Annotated in this window: 21 protein-coding genes; 10 read left to right on the plus strand and 11 right to left on the minus strand. The window is 65.1% G+C overall.

The window, feature by feature from the left end:
• Positions 1-84: 84 nt before the first annotated feature.
• From ACMGG8_RS15850 to ACMGG8_RS15860, 3 genes are all read right to left on the minus strand, one after another.
• Positions 85-3,729 carry an ATP-binding protein gene (locus tag ACMGG8_RS15850; RefSeq protein WP_060844040.1) on the minus strand — a complete coding sequence of 1,215 codons (3,645 nt, stop codon included), beginning with the start codon at positions 3,727-3,729 and terminating at the stop codon, positions 85-87.
• Between the two features lie 31 nt (positions 3,730-3,760).
• Positions 3,761-4,402, minus strand: coding sequence for a response regulator transcription factor (locus ACMGG8_RS15855; protein ID WP_060840035.1), 642 nt, complete (start codon positions 4,400-4,402; stop codon positions 3,761-3,763).
• 302 nt (positions 4,403-4,704) lie between these two features.
• Entirely contained in the window at positions 4,705-5,142 is a 438-nt protein-coding gene (locus ACMGG8_RS15860; RefSeq protein WP_060840034.1) for an Lrp/AsnC family transcriptional regulator, read from the minus strand.
• Between the two features lie 132 nt (positions 5,143-5,274).
• Here ACMGG8_RS15860 and ACMGG8_RS15865 point away from each other — a divergent pair, with 132 nt between their 5' ends.
• The 3 genes from ACMGG8_RS15865 to ACMGG8_RS15875 all read left to right on the plus strand — a co-directional run bounded on the left by ACMGG8_RS15865 (position 5,275) and on the right by ACMGG8_RS15875 (position 10,143).
• Entirely contained in the window at positions 5,275-6,168 is an 894-nt protein-coding gene (locus ACMGG8_RS15865) for a DMT family transporter (RefSeq protein WP_414159907.1), read from the plus strand.
• A 248-nt stretch (positions 6,169-6,416) separates the two neighbouring features.
• A complete protein-coding gene (locus tag ACMGG8_RS15870) occupies positions 6,417-8,702 on the plus strand; it encodes an FdhF/YdeP family oxidoreductase (protein ID WP_414159908.1) in 2,286 nt (761 codons plus the stop codon).
• A gap of 466 nt (positions 8,703-9,168) precedes the next feature.
• A complete protein-coding gene (locus ACMGG8_RS15875) occupies positions 9,169-10,143 on the plus strand; it encodes a Dyp-type peroxidase (RefSeq protein ID WP_060840031.1) in 975 nt (324 codons plus the stop codon).
• Positions 10,144-10,199: 56 nt separating this feature from the next.
• On the opposite strand, the gene ACMGG8_RS15880 is transcribed toward ACMGG8_RS15875, so the two are convergent.
• From ACMGG8_RS15880 to ACMGG8_RS15900, 5 genes are all read right to left on the minus strand, one after another.
• Positions 10,200-10,355, minus strand: a complete 156-nt coding sequence (locus ACMGG8_RS15880) for a DUF2474 domain-containing protein (protein WP_082729275.1) — start codon at positions 10,353-10,355, stop codon at positions 10,200-10,202.
• Entirely contained in the window at positions 10,348-10,479 is a 132-nt protein-coding gene (locus ACMGG8_RS15885) for a hypothetical protein (protein WP_258230369.1), read from the minus strand. Before ACMGG8_RS15885 ends, ACMGG8_RS15880 begins: the two co-directional genes overlap by 8 nt.
• Positions 10,466-11,482: a cytochrome d ubiquinol oxidase subunit II gene (gene cydB / locus ACMGG8_RS15890; protein WP_414159909.1), complete on the minus strand. Its 1,017-nt coding sequence runs from the start codon at positions 11,480-11,482 to the stop codon at positions 10,466-10,468. Before cydB ends, ACMGG8_RS15885 begins: the two co-directional genes overlap by 14 nt.
• Before the next feature lie 16 nt (positions 11,483-11,498).
• Positions 11,499-12,920, minus strand: a complete 1,422-nt coding sequence (locus ACMGG8_RS15895) for a cytochrome ubiquinol oxidase subunit I (protein WP_060844036.1) — start codon at positions 12,918-12,920, stop codon at positions 11,499-11,501.
• A gap of 127 nt (positions 12,921-13,047) precedes the next feature.
• Complete coding sequence (locus ACMGG8_RS15900; RefSeq protein WP_060840028.1) at positions 13,048-15,372, minus strand: FdhF/YdeP family oxidoreductase; 2,325 nt, start codon at positions 15,370-15,372, stop codon at positions 13,048-13,050.
• A gap of 457 nt (positions 15,373-15,829) precedes the next feature.
• Between ACMGG8_RS15900 and moaA the strand changes: the two genes are divergently transcribed.
• The 5 genes from moaA to moaE are packed head-to-tail and all read left to right on the plus strand — an operon-like array spanning position 15,830 to position 18,980.
• Positions 15,830-16,828 carry a GTP 3',8-cyclase MoaA gene (moaA, locus tag ACMGG8_RS15905; RefSeq protein ID WP_060840027.1) on the plus strand — a complete coding sequence of 333 codons (999 nt, stop codon included), beginning with the start codon at positions 15,830-15,832 and terminating at the stop codon, positions 16,826-16,828.
• A gap of 45 nt (positions 16,829-16,873) precedes the next feature.
• Entirely contained in the window at positions 16,874-17,773 is a 900-nt protein-coding gene (locus ACMGG8_RS15910; protein WP_060840026.1) for a bestrophin family protein, read from the plus strand.
• 26 nt (positions 17,774-17,799) lie between these two features.
• Positions 17,800-18,282, plus strand: coding sequence for a cyclic pyranopterin monophosphate synthase MoaC (gene moaC / locus ACMGG8_RS15915; protein ID WP_060840025.1), 483 nt, complete (start codon positions 17,800-17,802; stop codon positions 18,280-18,282).
• A complete protein-coding gene (locus ACMGG8_RS15920; protein WP_060840024.1) occupies positions 18,279-18,530 on the plus strand; it encodes a MoaD/ThiS family protein in 252 nt (83 codons plus the stop codon). The genes moaC and ACMGG8_RS15920 overlap by 4 nt, the downstream gene beginning before the upstream one ends.
• Before the next feature lie 3 nt (positions 18,531-18,533).
• Positions 18,534-18,980 (plus strand): molybdopterin synthase catalytic subunit MoaE, encoded by a 447-nt coding sequence (gene moaE / locus ACMGG8_RS15925; RefSeq protein WP_060844034.1) that lies wholly within the window; start codon positions 18,534-18,536, stop codon positions 18,978-18,980.
• Between the two features lie 514 nt (positions 18,981-19,494).
• Here the strand turns inward: moaE and fdhD are convergent.
• The 3 genes from fdhD to mobA form a co-directional block, all read right to left on the minus strand.
• A complete protein-coding gene (gene fdhD, locus ACMGG8_RS15930) occupies positions 19,495-20,322 on the minus strand; it encodes a formate dehydrogenase accessory sulfurtransferase FdhD (protein ID WP_414157887.1) in 828 nt (275 codons plus the stop codon).
• 54 nt (positions 20,323-20,376) lie between these two features.
• Entirely contained in the window at positions 20,377-21,270 is an 894-nt protein-coding gene (locus tag ACMGG8_RS15935) for a LysR family transcriptional regulator (protein ID WP_102864827.1), read from the minus strand.
• Between the two features lie 109 nt (positions 21,271-21,379).
• Positions 21,380-21,997 carry a molybdenum cofactor guanylyltransferase MobA gene (gene mobA, locus ACMGG8_RS15940; RefSeq protein WP_414159941.1) on the minus strand — a complete coding sequence of 206 codons (618 nt, stop codon included), beginning with the start codon at positions 21,995-21,997 and terminating at the stop codon, positions 21,380-21,382.
• Positions 21,998-22,221: 224 nt separating this feature from the next.
• Between mobA and moaB the strand changes: the two genes are divergently transcribed.
• On the plus strand, positions 22,222-22,761 hold the full coding sequence (gene moaB / locus ACMGG8_RS15945; RefSeq protein WP_060840020.1) for a molybdenum cofactor biosynthesis protein B: 540 nt from the start codon (positions 22,222-22,224) through the stop codon (positions 22,759-22,761).
• Positions 22,758-23,963, plus strand: a complete 1,206-nt coding sequence (gene glp, locus ACMGG8_RS15950) for a gephyrin-like molybdotransferase Glp (RefSeq protein ID WP_414157888.1) — start codon at positions 22,758-22,760, stop codon at positions 23,961-23,963. The genes moaB and glp overlap by 4 nt, the downstream gene beginning before the upstream one ends.
• Positions 23,964-23,984: the final 21 nt, after the last annotated feature.

Genomic DNA, 23,984 nt, shown 5'->3' on the forward strand with positions numbered 1-23,984 from the left:
GCGGTTGAATGAGACAAGTACGAGAGTGGCGCCAGGGCCTGTTGGCCGGGCCCGGCCCAGGCACTCGGCGCACCGAGGTGCGGTTCAGGGTGGCGAGCCTTGGGTCTGTGCGCTCTGGGCCAGGGGCGGGCTGTCGCTGCCAAGGGGGTCGCGCAAGCTGGCCAGCTGGTTCCGGGCCTCTGCGTAAACCTGCTCCATGGCGCTGAGCAGCGCTTGCTGGCAGTTGCGCACGGACGGCGGATGGCTCACGTCGACCTTTCTCAGGGCGTCGCAGGTCCTGGCCATGTCCTGGGCGTTGATCAGGCAGGCCACGCCGCTCAGGCGATGGGTCAGGTCGTTGATCAGGTGCGGGGTATTGGCCAGGACGCAGGTGCGCAGTTCGGCGATTTCCTGCTGCAGGTTCTTGGTCAGTTCGTTGAGGATGCGCCGGTGCAGGGTCGGACTGTTTTCCCCCAGGTCCTTGAGGTGGTCGATGTCGAAGGCGCGCACCCGCTCTTCGCCAGCGCCAGTGTGGCTGCCCAGGACTTCCTGCAGCCGGGCCAGGGTCACCGGCTTGATCATCAGATCGTTCATCCCGGCGTTGGAGCATTGGGTCGCTTCGTTGCTCAGGGCGCTGGCGGTGTAGCCGACGATCAGCCGCGGCTTGGCCCCGCTCTGTTGTTCGGCCTCACGCACCGCCCGGGCCAGGCTGTAGCCGTCCATGCCCGGCATGTTGCAGTCGCTGATCAACACGTCGTAGTGGCGGTGGCGCAGCAGCTGCAGGGCTTCTTCGCCACTGCTGACGTGTTCGGCCACGTGACCGATGCGCTCCAGCTGCAGGGTCAGCACCAGGCCGTTGGTGGAGACGTCGTCCACCACCAGCACCCGCAAGGCTTTGCCGGTGATCGGCGGCACTTCCGGTTTTTCCGTCACTTCCGCGTTTGCCGTCTGCCAGCTCACCGGCAGTTCGACGTGGATGCAGCAGCCTTGTCCGGGTTCGCTTTCCAGCCAGATGCGGCCGCCCATCAGTTGCACCAGCTGGTGGCAGATGCTCAGGCCCAGGCCCGATCCGCCGTACAGGTGGGCGGTGCGCGCGGTGGCCTGGCGATAGGGCTCGAAAATCCCCGCCTGGTTGGCCAGGGGAATGCCGATGCCGGTATCGCGCACGCTCAGGGTCAGCAGGCTGTTGCTGTCCTGCACATGGGTTTCGCGCAGGGTGACCTGGATGTGGCCGCGGTCGGTGAACTTCAAGGCGTTGCTCAAGAGGTTGTGCAGGATCTGCTGCAGGCGTAGCGAGTCGACCCAGTACAGCCGGTTGGGGCTGGCCTGATAGTCGAAGTTCAGTTGCAGGCGTTTCTCCCGGGCTTGCACGGCAAACAGTCCCAGGCCGTTGGCGAGCAGGGGTTCCAGGGCGGTGGGGTGGGGTGCCAGTTGCATCAGGCCACTCTCTATTTTGTCCAGATCCAGGATGTTGCCGATCAGGTCGATCATCGAGGTCGCCGATTGCTGGGCCACCCGCAGATTGTGCGAGGGCGCCTGGCTGGCGCTGGTTTCCAGCTCCAGCAGACCGACCAGGGCGTTGAGCGGGGTGCGCAACTCGTGGCTCATGGAGGCGAGGAACTCGCTCTTGGCGGCGCTGGCCTTCTGCGCGATCTGCTTGGCTTCGCGCAATTTGAGTTCCAGGTTCTTGCGCTCGGAGATGTCCAGCCAGCCCCCCAGCAAGCCTTGCAGGACTCCGCGGGCGTTGTAGAACGGCACCAGCCACTGATAGAGGCAGTACTGCTGCTCCTTGATCCACAGGCTGGTGTCGAGAAAGCGCGGCCGGTGATTGGCCAGCAGCAGTTGATGCTCCTCTTGCAGCACCTCGGCGAAGTCGCGCGGCATGTTCGGCTGCTCGGTGGGCAGGCAGCCCTCGACCTGCTCCTGGGAGGTGGCGAAGAACTCCTCATAGGCGCGGTTGCAGGTGCTCAATCGGCCGTCCAGGTCGCAGACATACAGCGGCGTCGGCAGGCCGTTGAGCAGGGAGAACTGGAAGGCCAGCTTGTCCTGCAGGCGGGTCTGCACGCAGATGGTTTCCCGCACCTGGATCTTCAGGCGCCAGTTCCAGATCAGCGACAGCACGAAGATGATCAGGATCACCACGCCCACATGCCAGGCCTGCTCGGCGACCCAGCTCCAGAGCGCGGCGCTGGACTGTTGTTTGGCGATCAGCTGGATGTCGCTTTGCGGGTTCCTGGCCATGGAGTCCAGCAGCTTGTCGAGCACGCTCAGCAACTCCCTGGCACCAGGGGCTGCGGCAAAGCGGTGGGGCGTGGGCAGGGCGTCGAAGGCCAGGCCGAACTGCAGCCCGGAACCGGACAGCGCCTCGGTGCCCACCGGGGTGTCCAGGGTGGCGTCGACCTGACGTTGCAGCACCAGGTTCAGGGCCTGGCGATGATCCTCGGTGAGCACCAGATGGATGTCCGGGTAGCGCTGTTTCAGGTGTTCGAGCAGCGGGTGGTTGCGCGGCAGCGCCAGGTGCCGTCCCAGCATGGCGTCCAGGGAACTGGGAGAACTGTCGCCATGACGCACCACAAACGCCCAGTTGCGGGTGCCGTAGCTCTGGCTCAGGCCGATGCCCCGGGCGTTGTCGGGCAGGCCCAGGTCGCGGGTGGTCAGGTCGGCGTTGCCGGCGGCCAGTTGTTCCAGGTCGCCGGCCCTGGACAGACTGGGCTGAATGTTGAGTTGCAGGCGGAACGAGCTGGCCAGGGTGCGCAGGATATCGATGCTCAGTCCGGCCCACTGGCCCTCGGCATTGCGGTAGATGTAGGGCGGCGCTTCCTCCGCCAGCAGATTGATCTGCCGGTGCGCGGTGAGCCAGTTCAGTTCGCCGGGGGTCAGGGAAAACGACTCGGTCGGGGCGAAGGGAAAGGGCTCCTGGCTCGACTGGTTCTGGATCCGCCGCTTGTGCTCCTCGGGAATGGCGTTGAGCACGTAGTCGATCAGCGCCCGCAGGGTGGCATCCTCGCGCCGCACGGCGAAGGCGAAGCCGGCGTCGGGCAACTGTGGATAGAACTTGCTGTGCAGCCGCAGGTCGGGGCGGGCCTGCATGTACAGGGTGGTGCGGAAGCGGTCGCTGATAAAGGCGTCGGCCTGTTTGCCGGCCAGTTGCTCAAGGGCCAGGGCGGTGGTGTGCACGCCGCTGATGTCGGCCCGCGGATAGGTCTTGCTGACGGTCTTGAGGTCCAGGTAGTTGTCCAGCACCAGCACCCGCTTATCTTCCAGGTCCGGTGGCAGGCTCTGGTCGTTGATGCGCCCGACGATGATCGGCTGGTTGTTCAGGTACGGACGGCTGAGGGACAGGCCGGGGGTCTGCGCTTCCAGCGCGGTGGCCCGGGGCAGCAGGTCGATACGGTGTTCGAGCAGGGCGCGGATCGCGTCCTGGGGCGAGGCCAGCTCGACGTACTCGAAGCGCAGGCCCAGCTGCTTGCCGATCAGCTTGAGGTATTCGTCGGAGATCACCTTGAGCACCTGGTTGCCGGCGCTTTCCAGGGGCCGCTCGGGGGGCACGATGGTCGCTACCCGCAGCACCTTGTGGGGCAGGGTGCTGCGCATGTCCAGTAGCCGGGCCAAAGACGGATTGCCCGGCTCTTGCGACTCGGCGCAGTGGGCGGGCAGGCTGAAAAACAGGCTGACCAGGACCATGAAGCTGAACAGCAGGCAGACACGGATCAGCCTCCAGAACTGGGGGGGACGGGAAATCAGGGGCATAGGGGGGAAGCTCCGGAGTTTTGAGGACCGCTCAGCTCAGGCCGTGTTCCTGGATGTACAGGAACAGGCTGGCCGAGGTGTCCAGGCCAAGCTTGCGCATGGCGCTGCTCTTTTGCGTGCTGATGGTCTGTTTGCTGCGGCACAGGTGCTGGGCGATGGCGCCGATGCTCATGCCGGTGCCATACAGGCGCAGCACCTCGATCTCTCTGGCCGACAACTGTTCGGGCTGCAGCAGCGGTTTGCCATGCAGGGCGGTGCTGGTGTCCAGCAGATGCTGGATCGACGGCGACACGAAGGGCGCGCGGGGGTTGGCGGCAATGGCCTTGGGCAGGTCGTTGAGCAGGCCGCGCTTGCTCACCAGGCCCTGGATTCCGAGCTTGAGCAGGCTGCTGATCAGCGCCGGGTTGTCGAGCATGGTGATCACCACGATGGCCAGCTCCGGGTAGCGTGAACGCAGGCGTCTGATCAGACGAATCCCATCCACCTGATCGCCACCGGGCATCATCAGGTCGGTCAGCAGCAGGTCGCAGGGCTGGCGCTGCAGGTTCTCCAACAGGGTTTCCACGCTGTGGGCCTGGGCAACGATTTCCAGTTCGGCGCGGTTTTCCAGCAGGGTGTGTATCCCAATCAGGGTCAAGGGATGGTCATCGGCTATCTGCACGCGGATCGGCATGGGTTCTTGTACTCGGCTTTTCGACAGGCATGAGCCCACGACAATGCGCAGCTTCCGCAAAGGAGCAGGCATTTTGCTAGTGGGGTCGTCAGAGGATTCGCAGGGTATCACTGAAATTGACGCCAAAAAGACGTCTGGGAGATTTTAAGAATCGTCTTATGCCTAAGGGGAAACTTTCTGAAAAGTGCTCGAGAAGTCAGCTGGTTTTTCGTAAGAAACGCCTCTGGAACGGCCTTTTCACCCCACAGTTGCAGGCCGTTTTCAGGGGCTTTTTCCGCGGTGAAAAAGCCCATTTCACGGGGTCAGTTCATGGGCGGCAACCGCCGCTTGATCGGCGATTTCTTGATGATCGCGGTGTTGGTTTCGGCGTCATGGTTGAGTCGGTCCAGCAAGCGGTCCAACTGTTCCATGGAGCGCACCTGCAACCGAGCGATAAAGCAGTCTTCACCGGTGACCTTGTCGCATTCGGTGAACTCGGCAATCGCCAGGATCTGCCGCTCCACCTCCTGCAAGCGGCCCGGCAACGGACGAATCCGGACAATGGCCTGCAATTGGTAGCCCAGGGACTTGGGGTCGATTTCCAGGGTATAGGCGGTGATCACCCCGCGTTCTTCGAGTTTTTTCAGGCGTTCGGCCACGCTGGGGGCGGACAGCCCGCTGATCTGCGCCAGGGCCTTGAGGGAGCGGCGGGAGTCCTGCATCAGGGCACTGATCAGGGCCTGGTCGATGGCATCGAGCATGGCAACCTCGTTAGGTGATTGGGCGTTTATGCCTTGATAAAAAAGGCCTGAGTGCATACTAGCCCAGGTTTTGAACTGGCGATGGCCGTGTGCCGCTGGGCATAATCTGGCCCTTGTCAGAGGAGATTGATGATGGATGCACTGACCCGTCGCGGATCACTGGAAATGACCGCCGCGATGCTGATTTCCGGAACCATTGGCTGGTTCGTTCTGGTGTCCGGACAACCGGTGCTGGACGTGGTGTTCTGGCGTTGTCTGTTCGGTGCCGGCGCGTTGCTGCTGATTTGCGGCGCTTTCGGTTTTTTGCGAAGGAATATTCTGACTCGGCGCAGCCTGTTTCTGGCGGTGCTCAGCGGCGTGGCGATTGTCGGCAACTGGGTGTTGCTGTTCGGTTCCTACTCCCGGGCCTCGATCGCCATCGGCACCGCGGTGTACAACGTCCAGCCGTTCATTCTGGTGGCCCTGGGGGCGTTGTTCCTGGGAGAGAAGATCACCCCGCAGAAGCTGTTCTGGCTGTGCCTGTCCTTTGCCGGGATGCTGGCCATCGTCAGCGCCCATGGCACCGAGGGCGACGCCGGCAGCGACTATCTGCTGGGCATCGCCCTGGCCCTGGGCGCGGCATTGCTCTATGCCTTCGCCGCGTTGCTGATCAAGCGCCTGAGCGGCACGCCGCCGCACCTGATCGCGCTGATCCAGGTCTGCACCGGGGTCCTGCTGCTGGCGCCCTGGGCCAACCTCGCCGAGCCACCCCAGCAGGCCACGGCCTGGGCCAGCCTGCTGACCCTGGGCATCGTGCATACCGGGGTGATGTATGTGCTGTTGTACGGGGCGATCCAGAAGCTGCCGACCGCGCTGACCGGCGCCTTGTCCTTCATCTATCCGATCGCGGCGATCTTCGTCGACTGGCTGGCCTTCGGGCATCGCCTGGGGCTGTTGCAGTGGCTGGGGGTCGCCGCGATTCTGCTGGCTGCCGCCGGGATGCAGCAGGGCTGGACGCTCAAGCGCCGGCGCAGCGTTCTGCAATGAGCGCAGGCTGAGGCCGGGCAGGGACCGGCAATAGGTTCCACGCTGGCGGGCCCGGGCGCCAGCGTCGCGTCTGTGCCGGTCGGCGCCTGAGCTTGACAGGCCGGGGCGCAGCGCTAGCTTTTATCCAGTGTCGGCACTGTTGCCACGCACTACCCCCTGTGATCCAGGCCCCTGGCAACCCGCCCGGGTACGCCTCGACCATCCGCAACCACCGACTCGCGTCGTGCCGGGTCGGCCCTGGAGCGATCATGAGCACTCGACGCAAGGTTCCCGGAATCCGCAACTACGATGGTCCCGCCGGTGGCTGGGGCGCGCTCAAGGCTACCGCCACGGCGGTGCGCGAACAGATGGACGCGCTCAAGGCGCCCCTGACCCTGATGCGCACCAACCAGCCCGATGGCTTTGACTGCCCGGGCTGCGCCTGGCCCGACAAGGAGCACAAGTCGACCTTCCAGTTCTGTGAAAACGGCGCCAAGGCGGTGACCTGGGAAGCCACCAACAAGCGGGTGACCCCGGCCTTCTTCGCCGAGCATCCGCTGACCTCGCTGCTGCAGCGTTCCGACTATCAGCTCGAAGACCTGGGCCGCCTCACCGAGCCCCTGGTCTATGACCGCGCCAGCGATACCTTCAAGCCGCTGGCGTGGCAGGCGGCGTTCGACCGTATTGGCCAGATCCTGCGGGGCCTGCAGCCCGAGCAGGTGGAGTTCTACACCTCCGGCCGCGCCTCCAACGAAGCGGCCTACCTTTACCAGCTGTTCGCTCGGGAATACGGCAGCAACAACTTCCCCGACTGCTCGAACATGTGCCACGAACCCACCAGCGTCGGTTTGCCGCGCTCGATCGGCATCGGCAAGGGCACGGTGTCCCTGGAGGATTTCGACCTCTGCGAGCTGATCATTTCCATCGGCCACAACCCGGGCACCAACCACCCGCGGATGATGGGCACCCTGCATGAAGCCTCGCGGCGCAAGGTGCCAATCATGGTCTTCAACCCGCTGCGCGAGCGCGCCCTGGAGCGCTTTGCCGACCCGCAGAACATGGTGGAGATGGCCACCTACGGCTCGACCCGCATTGCTTCGTCCTACTTCCAGGTCAAGGCCGGCGGCGATGCGGCGGCGATCAAGGGCATCATGAAGGCCCTGCTGGCCCTGGAGGACAGCCTCGGGCAGGTGCTGGACCATGAGTTCATCGCCGAGCACACCCAGGGCTTCGAGGCCCTGGCGGCGGACCTGCACGCCACCGCCTGGGCGGACATCGAGCAGGCCAGCGGCCTGCACCAGGCGGACCTGGAAATGGTCGCCGCAGCCTACGCCAAGTCCAATGCCACCATCGTCACCTACGGCATGGGCATCACCCAGCACAACGAAGGCACGGCCAATGTGCGGCTGATTTGCGACCTGCTGATGCTGCGCGGCAACCTGGGCAAGCCGGGGGCCGGCATCTGTCCGTTGCGCGGCCATTCCAACGTCCAGGGCAACCGCACCGTGGGCATCACCGAGAAGCCTACGCAGGCCTTTCTCGACAAGCTCCAGCAGACCTTCGGCTTCACGCCGCCTTCGGCCCATGGCCACGATGCGGTGCAGGCCATGCAGGCGATGATCGACGGCAGGGCCAAGGCGCTGCTGTGCCTGGGGGGCAACTTCGCCGTGGCCCTGCCGGACCCGGGCCAGTGCTTCCCGGCCATGAGCCGGCTCGACCTGAGCGTGCACGTGGCCACCAAGCTCAACCGCAGCCATTTGCTGGTGGCCAAGGAGACCTTCATCCTGCCCTGCCTGGGCCGCACCGAGCTGGACCTGCAGGACGGCCTGCGCCAGGCCATCACCGTGGAGGATTCGATGTCCATGGTCCACGCCTCGGCGGGCAAGCTGACCCCGGCGTCGCCGCTTCTGCTCTCGGAACCGGCGATTGTCGCCGGCATGGCCAAGGCCACGCTGCCCGACAGCCGCGTGCCCTGGCTGGAACTGGTGGCCGACTACGACAAGATCCGCGACCTGATCGAACAGACGGTGCCCGGCTTCGACGACTACAACGCCCGGATCCGCGTGCCCGGCGGCTTCCGCATGCCCCTGGCGGCGGCCCAGCGGCAATGGCTGACCCCCTCGGGCAAGGCCGAGTTCTTCGTCTTCCCCGGGCTGCACGAGGACAAGGAAGTGGACGGCGCCGATGTCCTGCGGCTGATCACCCTGCGCAGTCACGACCAGTACAACACCACCATCTACGCCTTGGACGACCGCTATCGCGGGGTCTTCGGCCGTCGCGACGTGCTGTTCATCAGCCCCGGGGATCTGGCCGCCCGTGGCCTGGCCCACGGTGACCTGGTGGACATCGAGACGGTCATCGGCGGGCGGCGGCTGCGCTACGAAAACATCACCGCTATCGAGTACAAGATCGCCCCGGGCACTGTGGGCGCCTATTACCCCGAGGCCAACCGCCTGGTGCCCCTGGACTACCTGGATGTGGACAGCGGCACGCCGTCCTACAAATCGGTGCCGGTGCGGGTCTTGCGCTCGACCTTGGGCAGCGCCGCCTCCTGAGCCGGCAATGGGCGAGGGAGCTCGCTCCCGCTCGGACGCGCAGCGGCCGTAAAACCTGAATCTGCGGTCTGCCTGATAGGAAGGGGACTCAGGCATTGGGAAGGCTGCGCCTTCCAGCGGGAGCAAGCTCCCTCGCCACAGTAAGCGCTCTTGTCACAAGGTTTGTTCAACCTCACAGCTGGTGGCTGACAGCTTGCCGCTTACAGCTGCTTGTTTGTTCAGCCTCACAACTGGCGGCAACCCAGCGGCCGCAAGAACTGCTGCAAACAGCTTGTGGCTGGAAGCTTGCCGCTTGCAGCTGCTTGTTTGTTCAGCCTCGCAGCAGGCGGCAACCCGGAGGCCGCAAGAACTGATGCAAACAGCTTGCGGCTGGCAGCTCACCGCTTGCAGCTGCTTCCCTCACCACCGCCACAATCTGCTAATTTCCTGTCGGTGACTTTTCCGACCGCAGCCCGTGGACCCCACAATGACCCAGTCTTCCTCCCTGGCCGAGCGCAAGCCCGAGCCGCAAGCCATCTGCAACCCCATCACCCGCAGTGCAATTTTCATCGTCGCCACCCTGGCCCCCGGCGCCGCTGCCGCGCACACCCTGCGCGAGTGGTGCGCCGACGTCGCCGCGCTGACCCGCTCGGTGGGCAAGCGCGTGCCGGGGGGCAATCTGTCCTGTGTCTGCGGCTTTGGCTCCGCCGCCTGGGACCGGCTGTTCGCTGGCCCGCGTCCGGCGTCGCTGCACCCCTTCATTGAGGTGGGCGTGGAGGGCCGGCGCGCGCCGTCGACCCCCGGCGACCTGTTGCTGCACATCCGCGCCGAGCAGATGGACCTGTGCTTCGAGCTGGCCACGCAACTGCTCAAGCCCCTGGGCGATGCAGTCACGGTGGTGGACGAGGTCCAGGGCTTCCGCTATTTCGACATGCGCAGCATGGTCGGCTTCGTCGACGGCACCGAGAACCCGGAAGGCCGCGAGGCGGTGGATTTCACCCTGATCGGCGACGAAGACCCGTCGTTCTGCAACGGCAGCTACGTGCTGGTGCAGAAATACCTGCACAACATGACGGCCTGGAACGCGCTGACGGTGGAAGCCCAGGAACGCATCATCGGCCGCACCAAGCTGTCGGACATCGAACTCGACGAATCGGTGAAACCCAGCTGCTCCCACAGTTCCCTGACCACCCTGGAAGAGAACGGCGAGGAGGTGAAGATCCTGCGCGACAACATGCCCTTCGGCCGTCCGGGTGCCGGGGAATTCGGCACCTACTTCATCGGCTACGCGCGTTCGCCACGGCCGGTGGAGCAGATGCTGGAAAACATGTTCGTCGGGCGCCCGGCGGGCAACTACGATCGCCTGCTGGACTTCAGTACCGCAGTCACCGGCGGGCTGTTCTTTGTGCCTTCCGCCGATCTGCTGGAACAGCTGGCCGAGCGCGCGCCGACCGGCCAATAACCGCAAAACCCCGACCCGCTGCTGCGGGCCGGGGTTTCAGGGGGGACCGGCAATTATCAGTGGCTGTGCATGCCGGCGGCCTGCATCAGCAGGCGCAGCAGGCCGGCCACCAGCCCCAGGCCGATGACGCTGGCCAGCCAGATGCCGAGCATCCACAGCAGGCGCTGCCAGCCGGGTGCCGGTTGCGCGGGGGGTGTGGTGAGTTTATCCATGGGCCAGCTCCAGCATCAGCGCGCCGCTGCAGGCGAGCATCAGCAAGGCGCCGATGAACAGCAGGCTCAGTTGCGCCACCGTCCTGTGCCAGGGCAGGGGCTTTGCCCGATCAATGGTAGCCATCGCCAATCCTCACTTTGCCGCGGAACACGTAGTAGCTCCAGCAGGTGTACATCAGGATGATCGGCAGGATGAACAAGGTGCCGATCAGGATGAACAGCTGGCTGGTCAGGGGCGATGCCGCGTCCCACAGGCTGATGGACGGCGGCACGATGTTCGGCCAGATGCTGAACGCCAGGCCGATGTAGCCGAGGAACACCAGCACCAGGGTGAACACGAACGGCCAGTGGGAATGATGCTGGCGCAAGGTCCCCAGCAGCCCGCACAACGCCAGCAGACCCAGCACCAGCAGCACACCGAAGATCACGATATGGGCATGGCTGAACCAGCGGGTGGCAATCTCCGGGTGCAGCAGCGGGGTCCAGACGCACAACACCGCCACCACCGCCATCAGCGCGAACGCCAGGGGCCGGGTGTAGTGGCGCATGCGCGCTTCGAGCATGCCCTCGGTCTTGACCAGCAGCCAGGTGCTGCCCAGCAGCGCGTAGGCCACGATCAGCCCCAGGCCGCAAAACAGCGGGAAGGGCGCCAGCCAGTCCAGGGCGCCGCCGGCGAACTGCCGGTTGAGCACCGGGATGCCGGAAATGTAAGTGCCGATCACGATGCCCTGGCACAGGGTCGCCAGCAGCGAGCCGCCGATGAACGCCCAGTCCCAGACGTGCCGCCGCTCGGGGCTGGCCTTGAAGCGGAACTCGAAGGCCACGCCTCGGAAGATCAGCCCCGCCAGCATGAAGATCAGCGGCAGGTACAGGGCTTCGAGGATCACCGAATAGGCCAGGGGGAAGGCCCCGTACAGCGCCGCGCCACCGAGGATCAGCCAGGTTTCGTTACCGTCCCAGACCGGGGCCACGGTGTTCATCATCACGTCCCGTTCCCGGGCGTCGGGGATCAGCGGAAAGAGAATCCCCAGCCCCAGGTCGAAGCCGTCCATGATCACGTACATCATCACCCCGAAGGCAATGATCACGCCCCAGATCAACGACAGGTCTATGCCTTGAATCGTCATGTCGATATCCCTTGTATCAGTGGTGGTGGTCGCTGGACGCAAAGGTCTCGGCGATCGCGGACAGCGGACGGCGCGGGGTCGGCTCCTGGCCGGCAGGGCCGCTCGGCGGATGCTCGTGATGGGGCTGCGGGCCCTTGCGCACCAGCTTCATCATGTAGCCGATGCCCACCGCGAACACCGAGAAGTAGATCGCCACGAACAGCGCCAGGGAGATGCTCAACTGCGCCACGCTGTGGTTGGACGCGGCGTCGCTGGTGCGCAGCAGGCCGTACACCACCCAGGGCTGGCGCCCGACTTCGGTGGTGATCCAGCCCGCCAGCAGGGCGATCAGGCCACTGGGGCCCATCCACAGCACCAGGCGCAGGAACAGGCGGTTGCGGTACAGCGCGCCGTTGCGCCGCAGCAGCAGGCCCAGCGCCCCGGTGAGGATCATCAACATGCCCAGCCCGGCCATGATGCGGAAGCTGAAGAACACGATGGCCGAGTTGGGCCGGTCTTCCCTGGGGAAGCTCTTGAGCGCGGGGATCTGCTTGTCCAGGCTGTGGGTCAGGATCAGGCTGCCCAGGTAGGGCACTTCCACGGCGTAGTCGGTTTTCTCCGTGTCCATGTTGGGAATGCCGAACAGCACCAGGGGCGACGGCTCGTTGCCGTGGTTTTCCCAGTGGCCTTCGATGGCGGCGATCTTCGCCGGTTGATGTTCCAGGGTATTGAGGCCATGGGCGTCACCGACCACCGCCTGGATCGGCGCCACGATCAGCGCCATCCACAGCGCCATCGACAGCATCTTGCGCACCGGCGGCGTGTTATTGCCCCGCAGCAGGTGCCAGGCGGCGCTGGAGCCGACGAAGAACGCCGTGGCAACAAAGGCGGCGATCGCCATGTGCATCAGGCGGAAGGGGAACGACGGGTTGAACACGATCGCCAGCCAGTCCATGGGCATGATCCGCCCGTCGACGATGGAGAAGCCCTGGGGCGTCTGCATCCAGCTGTTGGAGGCGAGGATCCAGAAGGTCGAGATCAGGGTGCCGATGGCCACCATCACCGTGGCGAAGAAGTGCAGCCCGCGGCCGACCCGGTTCCAGCCGAACAGCATGACCCCGAGAAAGCCCGCCTCCAGGAAGAACGCGGTCAGCACCTCGTAGGTCAGCAAGGGCCCGGTGATGCTTCCGGCAAAGTCCGAGAAGCGGCTCCAGTTGGTGCCGAATTCATAGGCCATGACCAGGCCGGAGACCACGCCCATGCCGAAGTTGACGGCGAAGATCTTCGACCAGAAGTGATACAGGTCCTTGTAGGTGTTGTTGTGGGTCTTGAGCCACAACCCTTCGAGCACTGCCAGGAAACTGGCCAGGCCGATGGTGATGGCGGGAAAGATGATGTGGAACGAGACCGTGAACGCAAACTGGATGCGTGCCAGGTCGAGCGCCTGTAGATGAAACATGACGAAACCCTCGTGATGGCTGGGGGCCCGGGCAGGCGCCGGCCGCCGCCGTGAACCAGGGTTCGCGGCGTACGGCAGAAGGCTGCGCGGGGCAGGCTGGAGCGGCGCCTTGGCCGCCCCGGCCGGGTCAAGCGCTGACGGACTGGATCAGGTTGCTGGCCGCCGCCGGCTCCAGGCGGATGGCGATGAACTTGGACGTCGGCGTATAGGTGCGGTCGCCATAGCTCTCCAGGGGCACCAGGGGGTTGGTCTCCGGGTAGTAGGCGGCAGACTGGCCGGCGGGAATGTCGTAGGCGATCAGGGTGAAACCGCTGACCCGACGCTCGCGACCGTCATCCCACAGCGAGACGATGTCGACCTTCTGCCCCGGTTCGAAGCCCAGCTGGCGAATGTCCTGCTCGTTGGCGAACAGCACCTCGCGCATGCCGTAGACCCCGCGATAGCGGTCGTCCAGGCCATACAGGGTGGTGTTGTACTGGTCGTGGGAACGCATGGTCTGCAGGATCAGGTCCGGCTTGACCTTGAGCTTGCGCACCCCGGCGCTGACCAGGTGCTCCGGCAGCACGCTGGGAATGAAGCGCGCCTTGCCGGTGGCGGTGTTCCAGCGCCGCTGGCTGGCGTCGTTGCCCAGGTGGAAGCCGCCGGGGTTCAGCAGTTTGAGATTGAAGTCCTCGAACCCGGGGATGGTGTCGGCGATCAGGTCGCGGATGCGCCCGTAGTCTTCGATCACCCACAGCCAGTCGATGGGGTGACGGCCCAGGGTGGCGTTGGCAATGCCGGCGATGATCGCCGGTTCCGAGCGCAGGTGCGGCGACTTGGGTTTCAGCTGGCCGTGGGAGATGTGCACCATGCTGAAGGTGTCTTCCACGGTGATGCCTTGCGGGCCGTTGGCCTGGATATCGATATCGGTACGACCCAGGCACGGCAGGATCAGCGCCTCGCGCCCGGTCACCAGGTGGCTGCGGTTGAGCTTGGTGGCGATGTGCACGGTGAGCTCGCAGTTGCGCAGGGCGGCGTGGGTACGCGGGGTGTCCGGGGTGGCCTGGGCGAAGTTGCCGCCCAGGCCGATGAACACCTTGGCCCGGCCCTGTTCCATGGCCGAAATCGCCATCACCGTGTTGTGCCCGTGCTCCCGCGGCGGCTTGAAGCCAAAGCGCGCCTCCAGGGCATCGAGCAGCTCGCTGGGCGCCAGTTCGTTGATGCCCATGGTGCGGTCGCCCTGCACGTTGCTGTGGCCGCGCACCGGCGACAGGCCGGCGCCGGGGCGACCGATGTTGCCCCGCAGCAACAGCACGTTGATCACTTCCTGGATGGTCGGCACCGAGTGGGTGTGCTGGGTCAAGCCCATGGCCCAGCACATGATGGTGCGCTTGGCCTTGCGGTACATGCGCGCCGCCAGTTCGATATCGGCCATGCTCAGGCCGGACTGTTCGAGGATATGGTTCCAGGACGTGGCATCGACCTCGGCCAGGTAACTGTCCAGCCCCGAGGTGTGTTCGGCGATGAAGGCCCGATCGAACACTGGCTCGCCGTTGTTGGCCAGGGCTTCGCGCTCCCAGCGCAGGAGGAACTTGGCGATGCCGCGAAAGGCCGCCATGTCGCCGCCCAGGGCCGGACGGAAGTAGGCCGAGGAGGTGGGTTCGGAGCCGTTGGTGAGCATCTCCAGCGGGTGTTGCGGATGCTGGAAGCGTTCCAGCCCGCGCTCTTTGAGCGGGTTGAAGCAGATCACCTGGGCCCCGCGCTTCACCGCTTCGCGCAGGGGTTCGAGCATCCGTGGGTGGTTGGTGCCGGGGTTCTGGCCGATGACGAAGATCGCGTCGGCTTCTTCCAGGTCATGGAACACCACGGTGCCCTTGCCCACGCCGACGCTTTCGAACATGCCCACGGCGCTGGCCTCGTGGCACATGTTCGAGCAGTCGGGAAAGTTGTTGGTGCCATAGGCGCGCACGAACAGCTGGTACAGGTAGGCCGCTTCGTTACTGGCCCGGCCCGAGGTGTAGAACTCCGCCTGGTTCGGCGAGTCCAGGCCCTTGAGGTGGCTGGCGATCAGCTCGAAGGCTTGGTCCCAGGTGGTTTCCACGTAGCGGTCCTGGGTGGCGTCGTAGCGCATCGGGTGGGTCAGGCGGCCCTGGTATTCAAGCCAGTAGTCGCTCTGCGCGGCCAGGGCCGAGACCGTGTACTTGTTGAAGAACGCCGGGTTCACCAGGCGCCCGGTGGCTTCCCAGTTGACCGCCTTGGCGCCGTTCTCGCAGAACTTGACCATGCCGTTTTCCGGCGACTCGCCCCAGGCGCAGCCCGGGCAGTCGAAGCCGCCGTTCTGGTTGGTCTTGAGCATGGCGCGGATGTTCTTGAAGGCGTTCTCGCTGCCCAGCCAGTTCCTGGTCACCGCGATCAGTGCCCCCCAACCGGCGGCCGCCCCCTTGTAGGGTTTATATCGATCAACTTCGCTCATGATATTTCTCCAATACAGCGCACGCAGGCAACCGCCCGACAAATAATCGATGTCAGTGATTGTTTAACTGCACAGGCTAAATGCGGTTTTGTGGTGAAGCCGTTTAAGTTCGGACTGCTTGGGGCAACGGAATCACTTATAGGGCCCGTTTCATGGGCCGCGAATAAAGCCTATTCGGCGCCTGTGTCGGCTGTCTAATCGCAATTAATGACCGGTTGATCGAAAGCCTCTATCAAGTCTTTAATTAATTAAAAATCAACGATTTATCTTGTTGTTTGAATGCCGGTAAAGGGTGCTTTTGCCGCTGATAGATTGCATTGATCAATCGGTTGTTAATAGCGATTGGACGCCACTTTTAATCACTCTTAGTCTTGCCGCCAACAACTTGTCCAATGGCCGTTAATGGACAAAAACTGCAACTAAGACCCCAGGGTCGTAACCGTCGACAGAGGCTGTGATGTCAGATCAAGTATTGGTGGATGGCTTTGCCCGACGGATCGACTACTTGCGCATGTCGGTGACCGACCGCTGCGACTTCCGCTGTGTGTATTGCATGGCCGAGGACATGCAGTTCCTGCCGCGCCAACGCATCCTGACCCTGGAGGAGCTGTACCAGCTGGCCGCGGGTTTCGTCGCCCTGGGTACACGCAAGATCCGCCTCACCGGTGGCGAGCCATTGATCCGTCCCGGGGTGGTGCAATTGTGTCAGCGCATCGGGCAATTGCCCGGGTTGCGGGAGCTGTGCCTGACCACCAACGGCTCGCAGCTGGGCAAGCTCGCCGCGCCGCTGTTCGAGGCCGGGGTCAAGCGCCTCAACATCAGCCTCGACAGCCTCGACCCGGGGCTGTTTCGCCAGCTGACCCGCACCGGCGAACTGAGCCAGGTGATCGCCGGCATCGACGCGGCGATCGCCGCCGGTTTTGCGCGCACCAAGCTCAATTGCGTGGTGATGAAAGGCCGCAACGACCGCGAGATCAACGAGCTGGTGGCCTTTGCCATCGACCGCGGTCTGGACATCTCGTTTATCGAGGAGATGCCCCTGGGCAGCATCAGCGAGCACAGTCGTCGCGACGCGTTCTTTTCCAGTGCCCAGGTCCGCGAGCGGATCGCCGAGCGCTACACCCTGATGGAGTCCGCCGAGTCGACCCAGGGCCCGTCGCGCTACTGGCGCCTGGCCGAGGCGCCGCAGATCCGCCTGGGCTTCATCTCGCCCCACAGCCACAACTTCTGCGGCACCTGCAACCGTGTCCGGTTGACGGTGGAAGGGCGCTTGCTGTTGTGCCTGGGCAACGAGCACTCGGTGGACCTCAAGGCCGTTCTGCGGGCCCATCCCGGCGATACCGAGCGTTTGCAGCGGGCCATGGTCGAGGCGATGAAACTCAAACCCTACCGCCACCACTTCGAACTCAACGACGAGCTGCAAGTGGTGCGCTTTATGAACATGACCGGCGGTTGAAACCCCGGTCTTTACCGCTTTCCTTCGTGCACAGGTTTCGCCGCGATGATCGTCCGATCCAAACCCAACCTGATCAGCGTGCTGATCTCCCTCAAGGGCTCGATTGCCAAGCGCATCGCCTTGCGCAGCCTGCTGGTGACCCTGCTGGCCTCGGCCATCGTGCTGATCGAGACCCTGCACCCGGCGTACTTTTCCAAGGTCAACGCCACGCCTTTCACCTTGCTCGGCCTGTCGCTGTCGATCTTCATGAGCTTTCGCAACAACGCCTGCTACGACCGTTGGTATGAGGCGCGCAAGGCCCTGGGCACGCTGGTCACCGAGGTGCGCTCGCTGATCCGCGAAACCCAGGTGCTGGAGGAGGCCGGGGCGCGCCGCGCGATCCTCGGCGACCTGTGCGGCTTTGCCCAGGCCCTCAAGGCCCGGCTGCGCCAGGAAGATGAACTGGGCGCTGCCGAAACCTGGCTCAGCCAGCTGCCGCCGGCCACCACCAGCAACCTGCCGGACAGCCTCCTGCGCCAGGTGGCGCGCCAGTGTTCGGAGCAGGCCCTGGCGGGCCGGATCAGCGAGTGGCGCTACCAGCTGCTGGCCAACCACCTGGCGGCGCTGACCGGCGCGCAAACCACCTGCGAGCGGATCAAGAGCACGCCGCTGCCGTTTCCCTACACCTTGCTGCTGCACCGCACCAGCTACATGTTCTGCATCCTCCTGCCCTTTGCCATGGCCGAGCCCCTGGGCTGGCTGACGCCGATTTTCACCGCCATCGTCAGCTACACCTTCTTCGGCCTGGACGCCATTGGCGACGAGCTGGAAGACCCCTTTGGCCACGACGAGAACGACCTGCCGCTGAACGCCATCGTGCGCAACATCGAGCGCGAGATCCTCGAGGCCCAGGGGGCCACCGAACTGCCGCCGGTGCTGTTGCCGGTGGACTATGTCCTGAGCTGAACCACTGTCCTTATCCGAGGTTGCACATGAACCCACTCACTCACCTGGATGCCCAGGGCCGGGCCAGCATGGTGGATGTCACCGCCAAACCGGCCACCGAACGCGAGGCCCAGGCCCGGGCCTGGGTGCGCATGCTCCCGGCCACCCTGCAGCTGATCCAGGACCAGGGGCACCCCAAGGGCGACGTGTTCGCCGTGGCGCGCATCGCCGCAATCATGGCGGCGAAGAAGACCCACGAACTGATCCCCCTGTGCCACCCGTTGCTGCTCAGCGGTATCCACGTCGAGCTGCAGGCGCTGCCGCCGGACCGAGTGCAGATCACCACCTGCTGCCGGCTCAACGGCGCCACCGGGGTCGAACTGGAAGCCATGACCGCCGCCAGCGTCGCGGCGCTGACGATCTACGACATGTGCAAGGCGGTGGACCGCGGCATGGTCATCGAGGGCCTGCACCTGCTGAGCAAGCAGGGCGGCAAATCAGGGGTTTTCATCGCAGGAGCAGCACAATGATTCTGGTCAACTACTTTGCCCGCTATCGCGAACAACTGGGCAGCGGCGGCGAGAAGCTGCCCCTGGACGCCGGCTTGCGCACTGTCGATGACCTGCGCCGGCGACTGATGGCCCGGGGTGAAACCTGGGCCGCGGTGCTGGGGGAGAACAGCCTGATGTGCGCACTGAACCAGGATTTGTGCAAGCTCGACGCGGTGATCGAGGACTTCGATGAAATCGCCTTCTTTCCCCAAGTGACCGGGGGCTGAGGCATGGGCATTCAGGTGCAGACCCAGGCCTTCAACCTGGATCAACTCACTGCCGGCCTGCAGGCCGGCGACTCCAGTGTCGGCGGCGTGGTGACCTTCGTTGGCTATGTGCGCGATCTCAACCTCGGTGACTCGGTGCAGAGCCTGTTCCTGGAGCACTACCCGGGCATGACCGAGCGCTCGCTGCAGGGCATCGTGCAACAGGCCCAGGCGCGCTGGCCGCTGAACCGGGTGCGCCTGGTGCATCGGGTAGGGTTGCTGCAGGTGGGCGAGCCCATCGTCTTCGTCGGCGTGGCCAGCGCCCACCGCCAAGCGGCGTTCGAGGCCTGCGCCTTCATCATGGATTACCTCAAGACCCGCGCACCGTTCTGGAAGCGCGAAGTCACCCCCTGCGGCGAACGCTGGATCGACGGGCGCGAGAGCGACCGGCAGGCGGCCGAACGTTGGTAATCGTTTGCATCGTTTCTTGTGGCGAGGGACTCACACCGAGTGCGATGTCGAAAGGCTTTTTTGTGGTGAGGACGCCCGCTCCCGTTGGAAGGCGCAGCCTTCCCAAGCCCTGAGTCCGCGGCCTGTCAGCTGGATCGCGGATTCAGGTTCTGCGGCCGCTGCGCGCCCGATCGGGAGCAAGCTCCCTCGCCACGCTGGGGGGCTTACACCGAGGGCGATGTTGAAAGGTTTTTTTGTGGCGAGGGAGCTCGCTCCCGCTGGAAGGCGCAGCCTTCCCAAGCCCTGAGTCCGCGGCCTGTCAGCTGGATCGCGGATTCAGGTTCTGCGGCCGCTGCGCGCCCGATCGGGAGCAAGCTCCCTCGCCACGCTGGGGGACTCACACCGAGGGCAATGTCGAAAAGCTTTTTTGTGGAGAGGGAGCTCGCTCCCGCTGGAAGGCGCAGCCTTCCCAAGGCCTGAATCCGCGGTCTATCAGCTAGATCACAGATTCAGGTTTTGAGCCACCGAGGGGGATTCAGATCGGGCTGTAGATCCGCGGGGCATTGCGGTGAGGCACGTGGATCAGGTTCAGGTGGTGCTTGTTGGCCCATTGCACGGTCAGTGCGGTGGGCGCAGAGAGGCTGACCAGGGTGCCGAGGCGGGCGCGCACCGCCTTGTGGATCAGCTCCAGGCTGCAGCGGCTGGTGACCACGGTGAAGCCCTGGCGGCCATCGATTCCGGCGTTCAGCAGGGCGCCGATCAGCTTGTCCAGGGCGTTGTGGCGGCCGATGTCTTCCTGGCACAGGCGCACGTCACCCTGTTCGTCGATATACAGCGCCGCGTGCAGGGCGCCGCTGCTGCGGGCCATGTGCTGGGCCTGTTCGATGCGCTCGCGCAGGCCCTGCAGGTGTTCGGCGGGGGGCAGGGGCGAAGGTTCGAGTATCTGCAGTTGCGGCAGCGCCTGTTCCAAGGCCTCCACGCCGCATAACCCGCAGCCGCTGGTCCCGGCCATCTGCCGGCGATGGTCCTTGAGGGCCCAGAAGGCCCGGCTGGAAATCTGCACATCGGCCTGGCAGGCCTGGGGAAAGTGGCTCAGGCGGATGTCGTAGATTTCGCTGAGGTCGCTGACGATGTCGTTGGTGATGCTGAAGCCGCGAATGAAATCCTCCAGGTTGCCGGGAGACACCATCATCACCGCCTGGCTCAGGCCGTTGTAGGTGATGGCCAGAGCAATCTCGGCGGCCAGCGGCGCCTCGGCCACTCCGCCCTCGGGGCTGTATTCGCGATAGGTCACGCGCTGCGGCGCGGGGGCCGGTGCATTGGCCTCGGGCTGTTGCTCCGATTGTTCGATACGGCAAACCATGACGACACCTCAATACAGTCGATTCACTCCGGGGCACGCTGGCTCCGGGGGCGTTCATTCGCCCTTGATGGCAAAGAGTTTCCTGGCTTCGGCGAAGCACTTTTCGGCAATCGCCGAGCGCGGTTCGGTCTTGCGCATCACCAGTCCCAGGGGCGCCAGCACGCTGGCATCCGGCAGCTGGATAAAGGCCAGGTTGTCGATGGGCGAATCCAGGCCGCTGTCCAGGGGCATGATCGAGCAGCAGAAGCCCTCGTGGATAGCCTGGAACAGCTGGTAGGTGGAATCGCTTTCCAGGATCGGCGTCGGGTTCAGGCCGCGGCTGCGAAAGCTCAGGTCGATGGACTTGCGATAGTGCATGCCGGTGCTGAGCATGCCCAGGGGCAGCTCGGCGGCGTCTTCCCAGCTCATTTCGCTGCCTTCGAAATGAAAGTGCCGGGTGTCGTAGAGCAGGCCGACCCGGGTCTCGCCGATCTCGAAGAAGTCCAGGTAGTTGGGGTTGACGTGGTCCAGGTAGCAGACCCCGAGGTCCAGCTGGTTGTTGCCGATGTCCTCGATGATCCGGTCGGAGCTGGCGGACGACAGGCTGAACTTGAGCTCGGGAAAGCTCGCCGAGAGCTTCTGCACATAGCTGATGGGGTTGAAGCCGCTCAGCGGCACCAGGCCCAGGCGCAGGTTACCCACCAGTTGCCCGCGGCAGGCGGCGGCCTCGGCGAACAGCCCGTCATGGGCCGCCAGCAGGGTCTTGGCCCAGGCCAGGACCCGCTCGCCGGCCTCGGTGAAGCCTTCGAAGCGCTGGCCGCGGGTCACCAGGATCAGGTCCAGCTCGTCCTCCAGGTTGCGCAGGCGCATGGACAGGGTCGGCTGGGTAATGTGGCAGCGCGCGGCAGCCTGGCCGAAGTGCCGGGTCTGCTCCAGGGCGATCAGAAACTTGAGTTGCTTGATGTCCACAATGGCACCTGTGGTGAAGGGAATCGGAGTCAGTATTAACGCAGGTGTCCGGTTCGTGGAAAGACGTTCAGTCTTCCCGGGCCGAACCCTCGGGGCACACCGTCGGCGTTCAGGCCACGGGCCCTTGGTCTGTTTCAGACAGTAGTTCAGGGGTGTTGAAGTTGCTCAGCCGCGGATCGTCGGCGGCGCAGGGCAAAGGCTTCAGGCCATGGGCGGCGAGGGCCCGCAGCAGGCTGCGCTCGCCGCGCTCCCAGGCGGTGCGCAAGCGGGCTGCCAGGGCCGTGGGTATCAGGCTGAACATGGGTTGCCACTGTCCGTCCTGCTGCACCATCAACGGGCTGAGGGGGGCCGCCGGGCGGGCATCCAGCAGCGCCTGGATCAGCGCGCCGTCGATCCGCGGCGCGTCGCAGGCCAGCACCAGCAGCCAGGGGTGCCGGGCCACTGCCAGGCCCGCCAGCACGCCGGCCATGGGGCCGGGAAAGTCTGCCTGCTCATCCGCCACCAGGCGATCGGCATAGGGCCGGTACTGCTCGGCGTTGCGGTTGCAGGAAATGATTAGGTCGTCGCTGAAGGGCCGCACCGTGGCCTGCACATGGGCAATCAAGGGCCGGCCCTGCCAGGTCACCAGGCCCTTGTCGCGACCGCCCATGCGCGAGCCGCGCCCTCCCGCCAGCAGCAGGATCGAGCAGGGCGGGGAGAGGGTCGGGGCAGGGCGGGTCGGGGTCATGGTCGGGTGCATATCCGGTGGGTGGCGCAACCATCGCATTGTCTTTCGAGCGCGTCCAATCGCAAATGTTGAATGGCCGATCGATCCGGCTTATCGGCCGGGCCGCCGGGGCCCGGTGACGATAGAGCGGATCGATAATCCGGTCAGCCAGAACGATTAGACAGCCGCGCTTTGGCGCCCTTAGCCTGAGCCCATGGTTTTTATCTTGCCGGTCGGAGAATGACATGAGCGTGAAGTCGGATGCGTTGTTTGTACCCTTGAACATAGCCGTGCTGACAGTCAGCGATACCCGGGAGTACGCCACGGACACCTCCGGGCAACTGCTGGTCAGTCGCCTGCTGGAAGCCGGTCACACCCTGAGCGAGCGCAACCTGCTCAAGGACGACCTGTACAAGATCCGCGCCCAGGTGGCGGCCTGGATCGCCGATGAGCGCATCCAGGTGGTGCTGATCACCGGCGGCACCGGCTTCACCGGCCGCGACAGCACCCCGGAAGCCGTGAGCTGCCTGCTGGACAAGCACATCGACGGTTTCGGCGAGCTGTTCCGCGCCATCTCGATTCTCGATATCGGCACCTCCACGGTGCAGAGCCGGGCCCTGGCCGGGCTGGCCAACGGCACCCTGGTGTGCTGCCTGCCGGGCTCCACCGGGGCCTGCCGCACGGCCTGGGAAGGCATCCTCGCCGAGCAACTGGATGCCCGCCACCGGCCGTGCAATTTCGTGCCGCACCTCAAGCCGGTGCAGGCCTGCGAGTCGCGCGGATGAGCCAGGGTTCCCTGATGCCGCTGGAAGATGCATTGGCCAGCCTGCTGGCCATGGCCGATGCCCAGCGCCTGGCGGAGAGTGAAACCCAGGCCGTGGACAAAGCCCGGCAACGGGTGCTGGCCACTGACCTGGTGGCGACCCTGGACCTGCCGCCCTGGCCTAACAGCGCCATGGACGGTTACGCCCTCAACCTGCAGCACTGGGACGGCCAGCCACTGCCGGTGTCGCAGACGATCTTTGCCGGCCAGCCCGGCGATCCCTTGCAGCCGGGCAGCTGTGCGCGGATCTTCACCGGCGCGCCGCTGCCGGCCGGCGCCGATTGCGTGGAGATGCAGGAGAACGTCGAGCGGCAGGAGGATGGCCGGGTGCGCTTCACCCAGGCCCTGAAGCCGGGGCAGAACATTCGCCCCCAGGGCCAGGAAAACCGTGTCGGCCAGGTGCTGTTGCCGGCCGGCAAGCGCCTGGGGCCTTTCGAGCTGGCGCTGGCCGCCGCTCAGGGCTGCACCGAGCTGCAAGTGGTGCGCCGTCCGCGGGTGGCGTTGCTGTCCACCGGCGATGAGTTGCTGGAACCGGGCACGCCGATGCGCCCCGGTTGCATCTACAACAGCAACCGCACCTTGCTCCGCCACTGGCTCGACAGCCTGGGATGCGAGGTCATCGACGCCGGGATTCTGCCCGACCAGCCGCAGCAGACCCGGCTCAGGCTGGAACAGTTGCAGCATGGCGCGGACCTGATCCTGACCACTGGCGGGGTCTCGGCGGGGGATGCCGATTGCCTGGGCCAGGTGCTGAGGAACAACGGCCGACCGCTGTTCTGGAAGCTCGCGATCAAGCCCGGCAAGCCGCTGACCGTGGGCCACTTCGGCCAGGTGCCGGTGATCGGCCTGCCGGGCAACCCGGCCTCGGCCCTGGTGACCTTCGGCCTGCTGGCCCGGGCCTACCTGTTGCGGATTCAAGGGGTGCAGGAGGTGGCGCCGCTGAGTGTCGCAGTGCCGGTGGCCTTCGCCTGGCCCAAGGCCGGCAGCCGCCGGGAATACCTGCGGGCGCGCCTGGAGCACGGCCGCGCCGTGCTCTATCCGAACCAGAGTTCCGGGGTGCTGTTGGGGGCCAGCTGGGCCGATGGCCTGGTGGAGGTGCTTGAGGGCCACACCCTGCAGGTGGGCGACTCGGCGCGTTTCATTCCCTTCAGCGAGCTGTTCTAGGCTCTGTGCGAAAAGTTTTGA

Origin of the sequence: Pseudomonas sp. BNK-45 (assembly GCF_047456255.1) — a bacterium.
GTDB lineage: Bacteria > Pseudomonadota > Gammaproteobacteria > Pseudomonadales > Pseudomonadaceae > Aquipseudomonas.

Coding starts and splice junctions, on each gene's coding strand:
- ACMGG8_RS15910 (WP_060840026.1), top strand. CDS start 16,874: ATGATCGTCCGATCCAAACCCAACCTGATCAGCGTGCTGATCTCCCTC.
- moaC (WP_060840025.1), top strand. CDS start 17,800: ATGAACCCACTCACTCACCTGGATGCCCAGGGCCGGGCCAGCATGGTG.
- ACMGG8_RS15880 (WP_082729275.1), bottom strand. CDS start 10,355: ATGGATAAACTCACCACACCCCCCGCGCAACCGGCACCCGGCTGGCAG.
- ACMGG8_RS15875 (WP_060840031.1), top strand. CDS start 9,169: ATGACCCAGTCTTCCTCCCTGGCCGAGCGCAAGCCCGAGCCGCAAGCC.
- ACMGG8_RS15920 (WP_060840024.1), top strand. CDS start 18,279: ATGATTCTGGTCAACTACTTTGCCCGCTATCGCGAACAACTGGGCAGC.
- mobA (WP_414159941.1), bottom strand. CDS start 21,997: ATGACCCCGACCCGCCCTGCCCCGACCCTCTCCCCGCCCTGCTCGATC.
- ACMGG8_RS15895 (WP_060844036.1), bottom strand. CDS start 12,920: ATGTTTCATCTACAGGCGCTCGACCTGGCACGCATCCAGTTTGCGTTC.
- ACMGG8_RS15870 (WP_414159908.1), top strand. CDS start 6,417: ATGAGCACTCGACGCAAGGTTCCCGGAATCCGCAACTACGATGGTCCC.
- moaE (WP_060844034.1), top strand. CDS start 18,534: ATGGGCATTCAGGTGCAGACCCAGGCCTTCAACCTGGATCAACTCACT.
- ACMGG8_RS15855 (WP_060840035.1), bottom strand. CDS start 4,402: ATGCCGATCCGCGTGCAGATAGCCGATGACCATCCCTTGACCCTGATT.
- fdhD (WP_414157887.1), bottom strand. CDS start 20,322: ATGGTTTGCCGTATCGAACAATCGGAGCAACAGCCCGAGGCCAATGCA.
- moaB (WP_060840020.1), top strand. CDS start 22,222: ATGAGCGTGAAGTCGGATGCGTTGTTTGTACCCTTGAACATAGCCGTG.
- cydB (WP_414159909.1), bottom strand. CDS start 11,482: ATGACGATTCAAGGCATAGACCTGTCGTTGATCTGGGGCGTGATCATT.
- ACMGG8_RS15850 (WP_060844040.1), bottom strand. CDS start 3,729: ATGCCCCTGATTTCCCGTCCCCCCCAGTTCTGGAGGCTGATCCGTGTC.
- ACMGG8_RS15860 (WP_060840034.1), bottom strand. CDS start 5,142: ATGCTCGATGCCATCGACCAGGCCCTGATCAGTGCCCTGATGCAGGAC.
- moaA (WP_060840027.1), top strand. CDS start 15,830: ATGTCAGATCAAGTATTGGTGGATGGCTTTGCCCGACGGATCGACTAC.
- glp (WP_414157888.1), top strand. CDS start 22,758: ATGAGCCAGGGTTCCCTGATGCCGCTGGAAGATGCATTGGCCAGCCTG.
- ACMGG8_RS15885 (WP_258230369.1), bottom strand. CDS start 10,479: ATGGCTACCATTGATCGGGCAAAGCCCCTGCCCTGGCACAGGACGGTG.
- ACMGG8_RS15900 (WP_060840028.1), bottom strand. CDS start 15,372: ATGAGCGAAGTTGATCGATATAAACCCTACAAGGGGGCGGCCGCCGGT.
- ACMGG8_RS15865 (WP_414159907.1), top strand. CDS start 5,275: ATGGATGCACTGACCCGTCGCGGATCACTGGAAATGACCGCCGCGATG.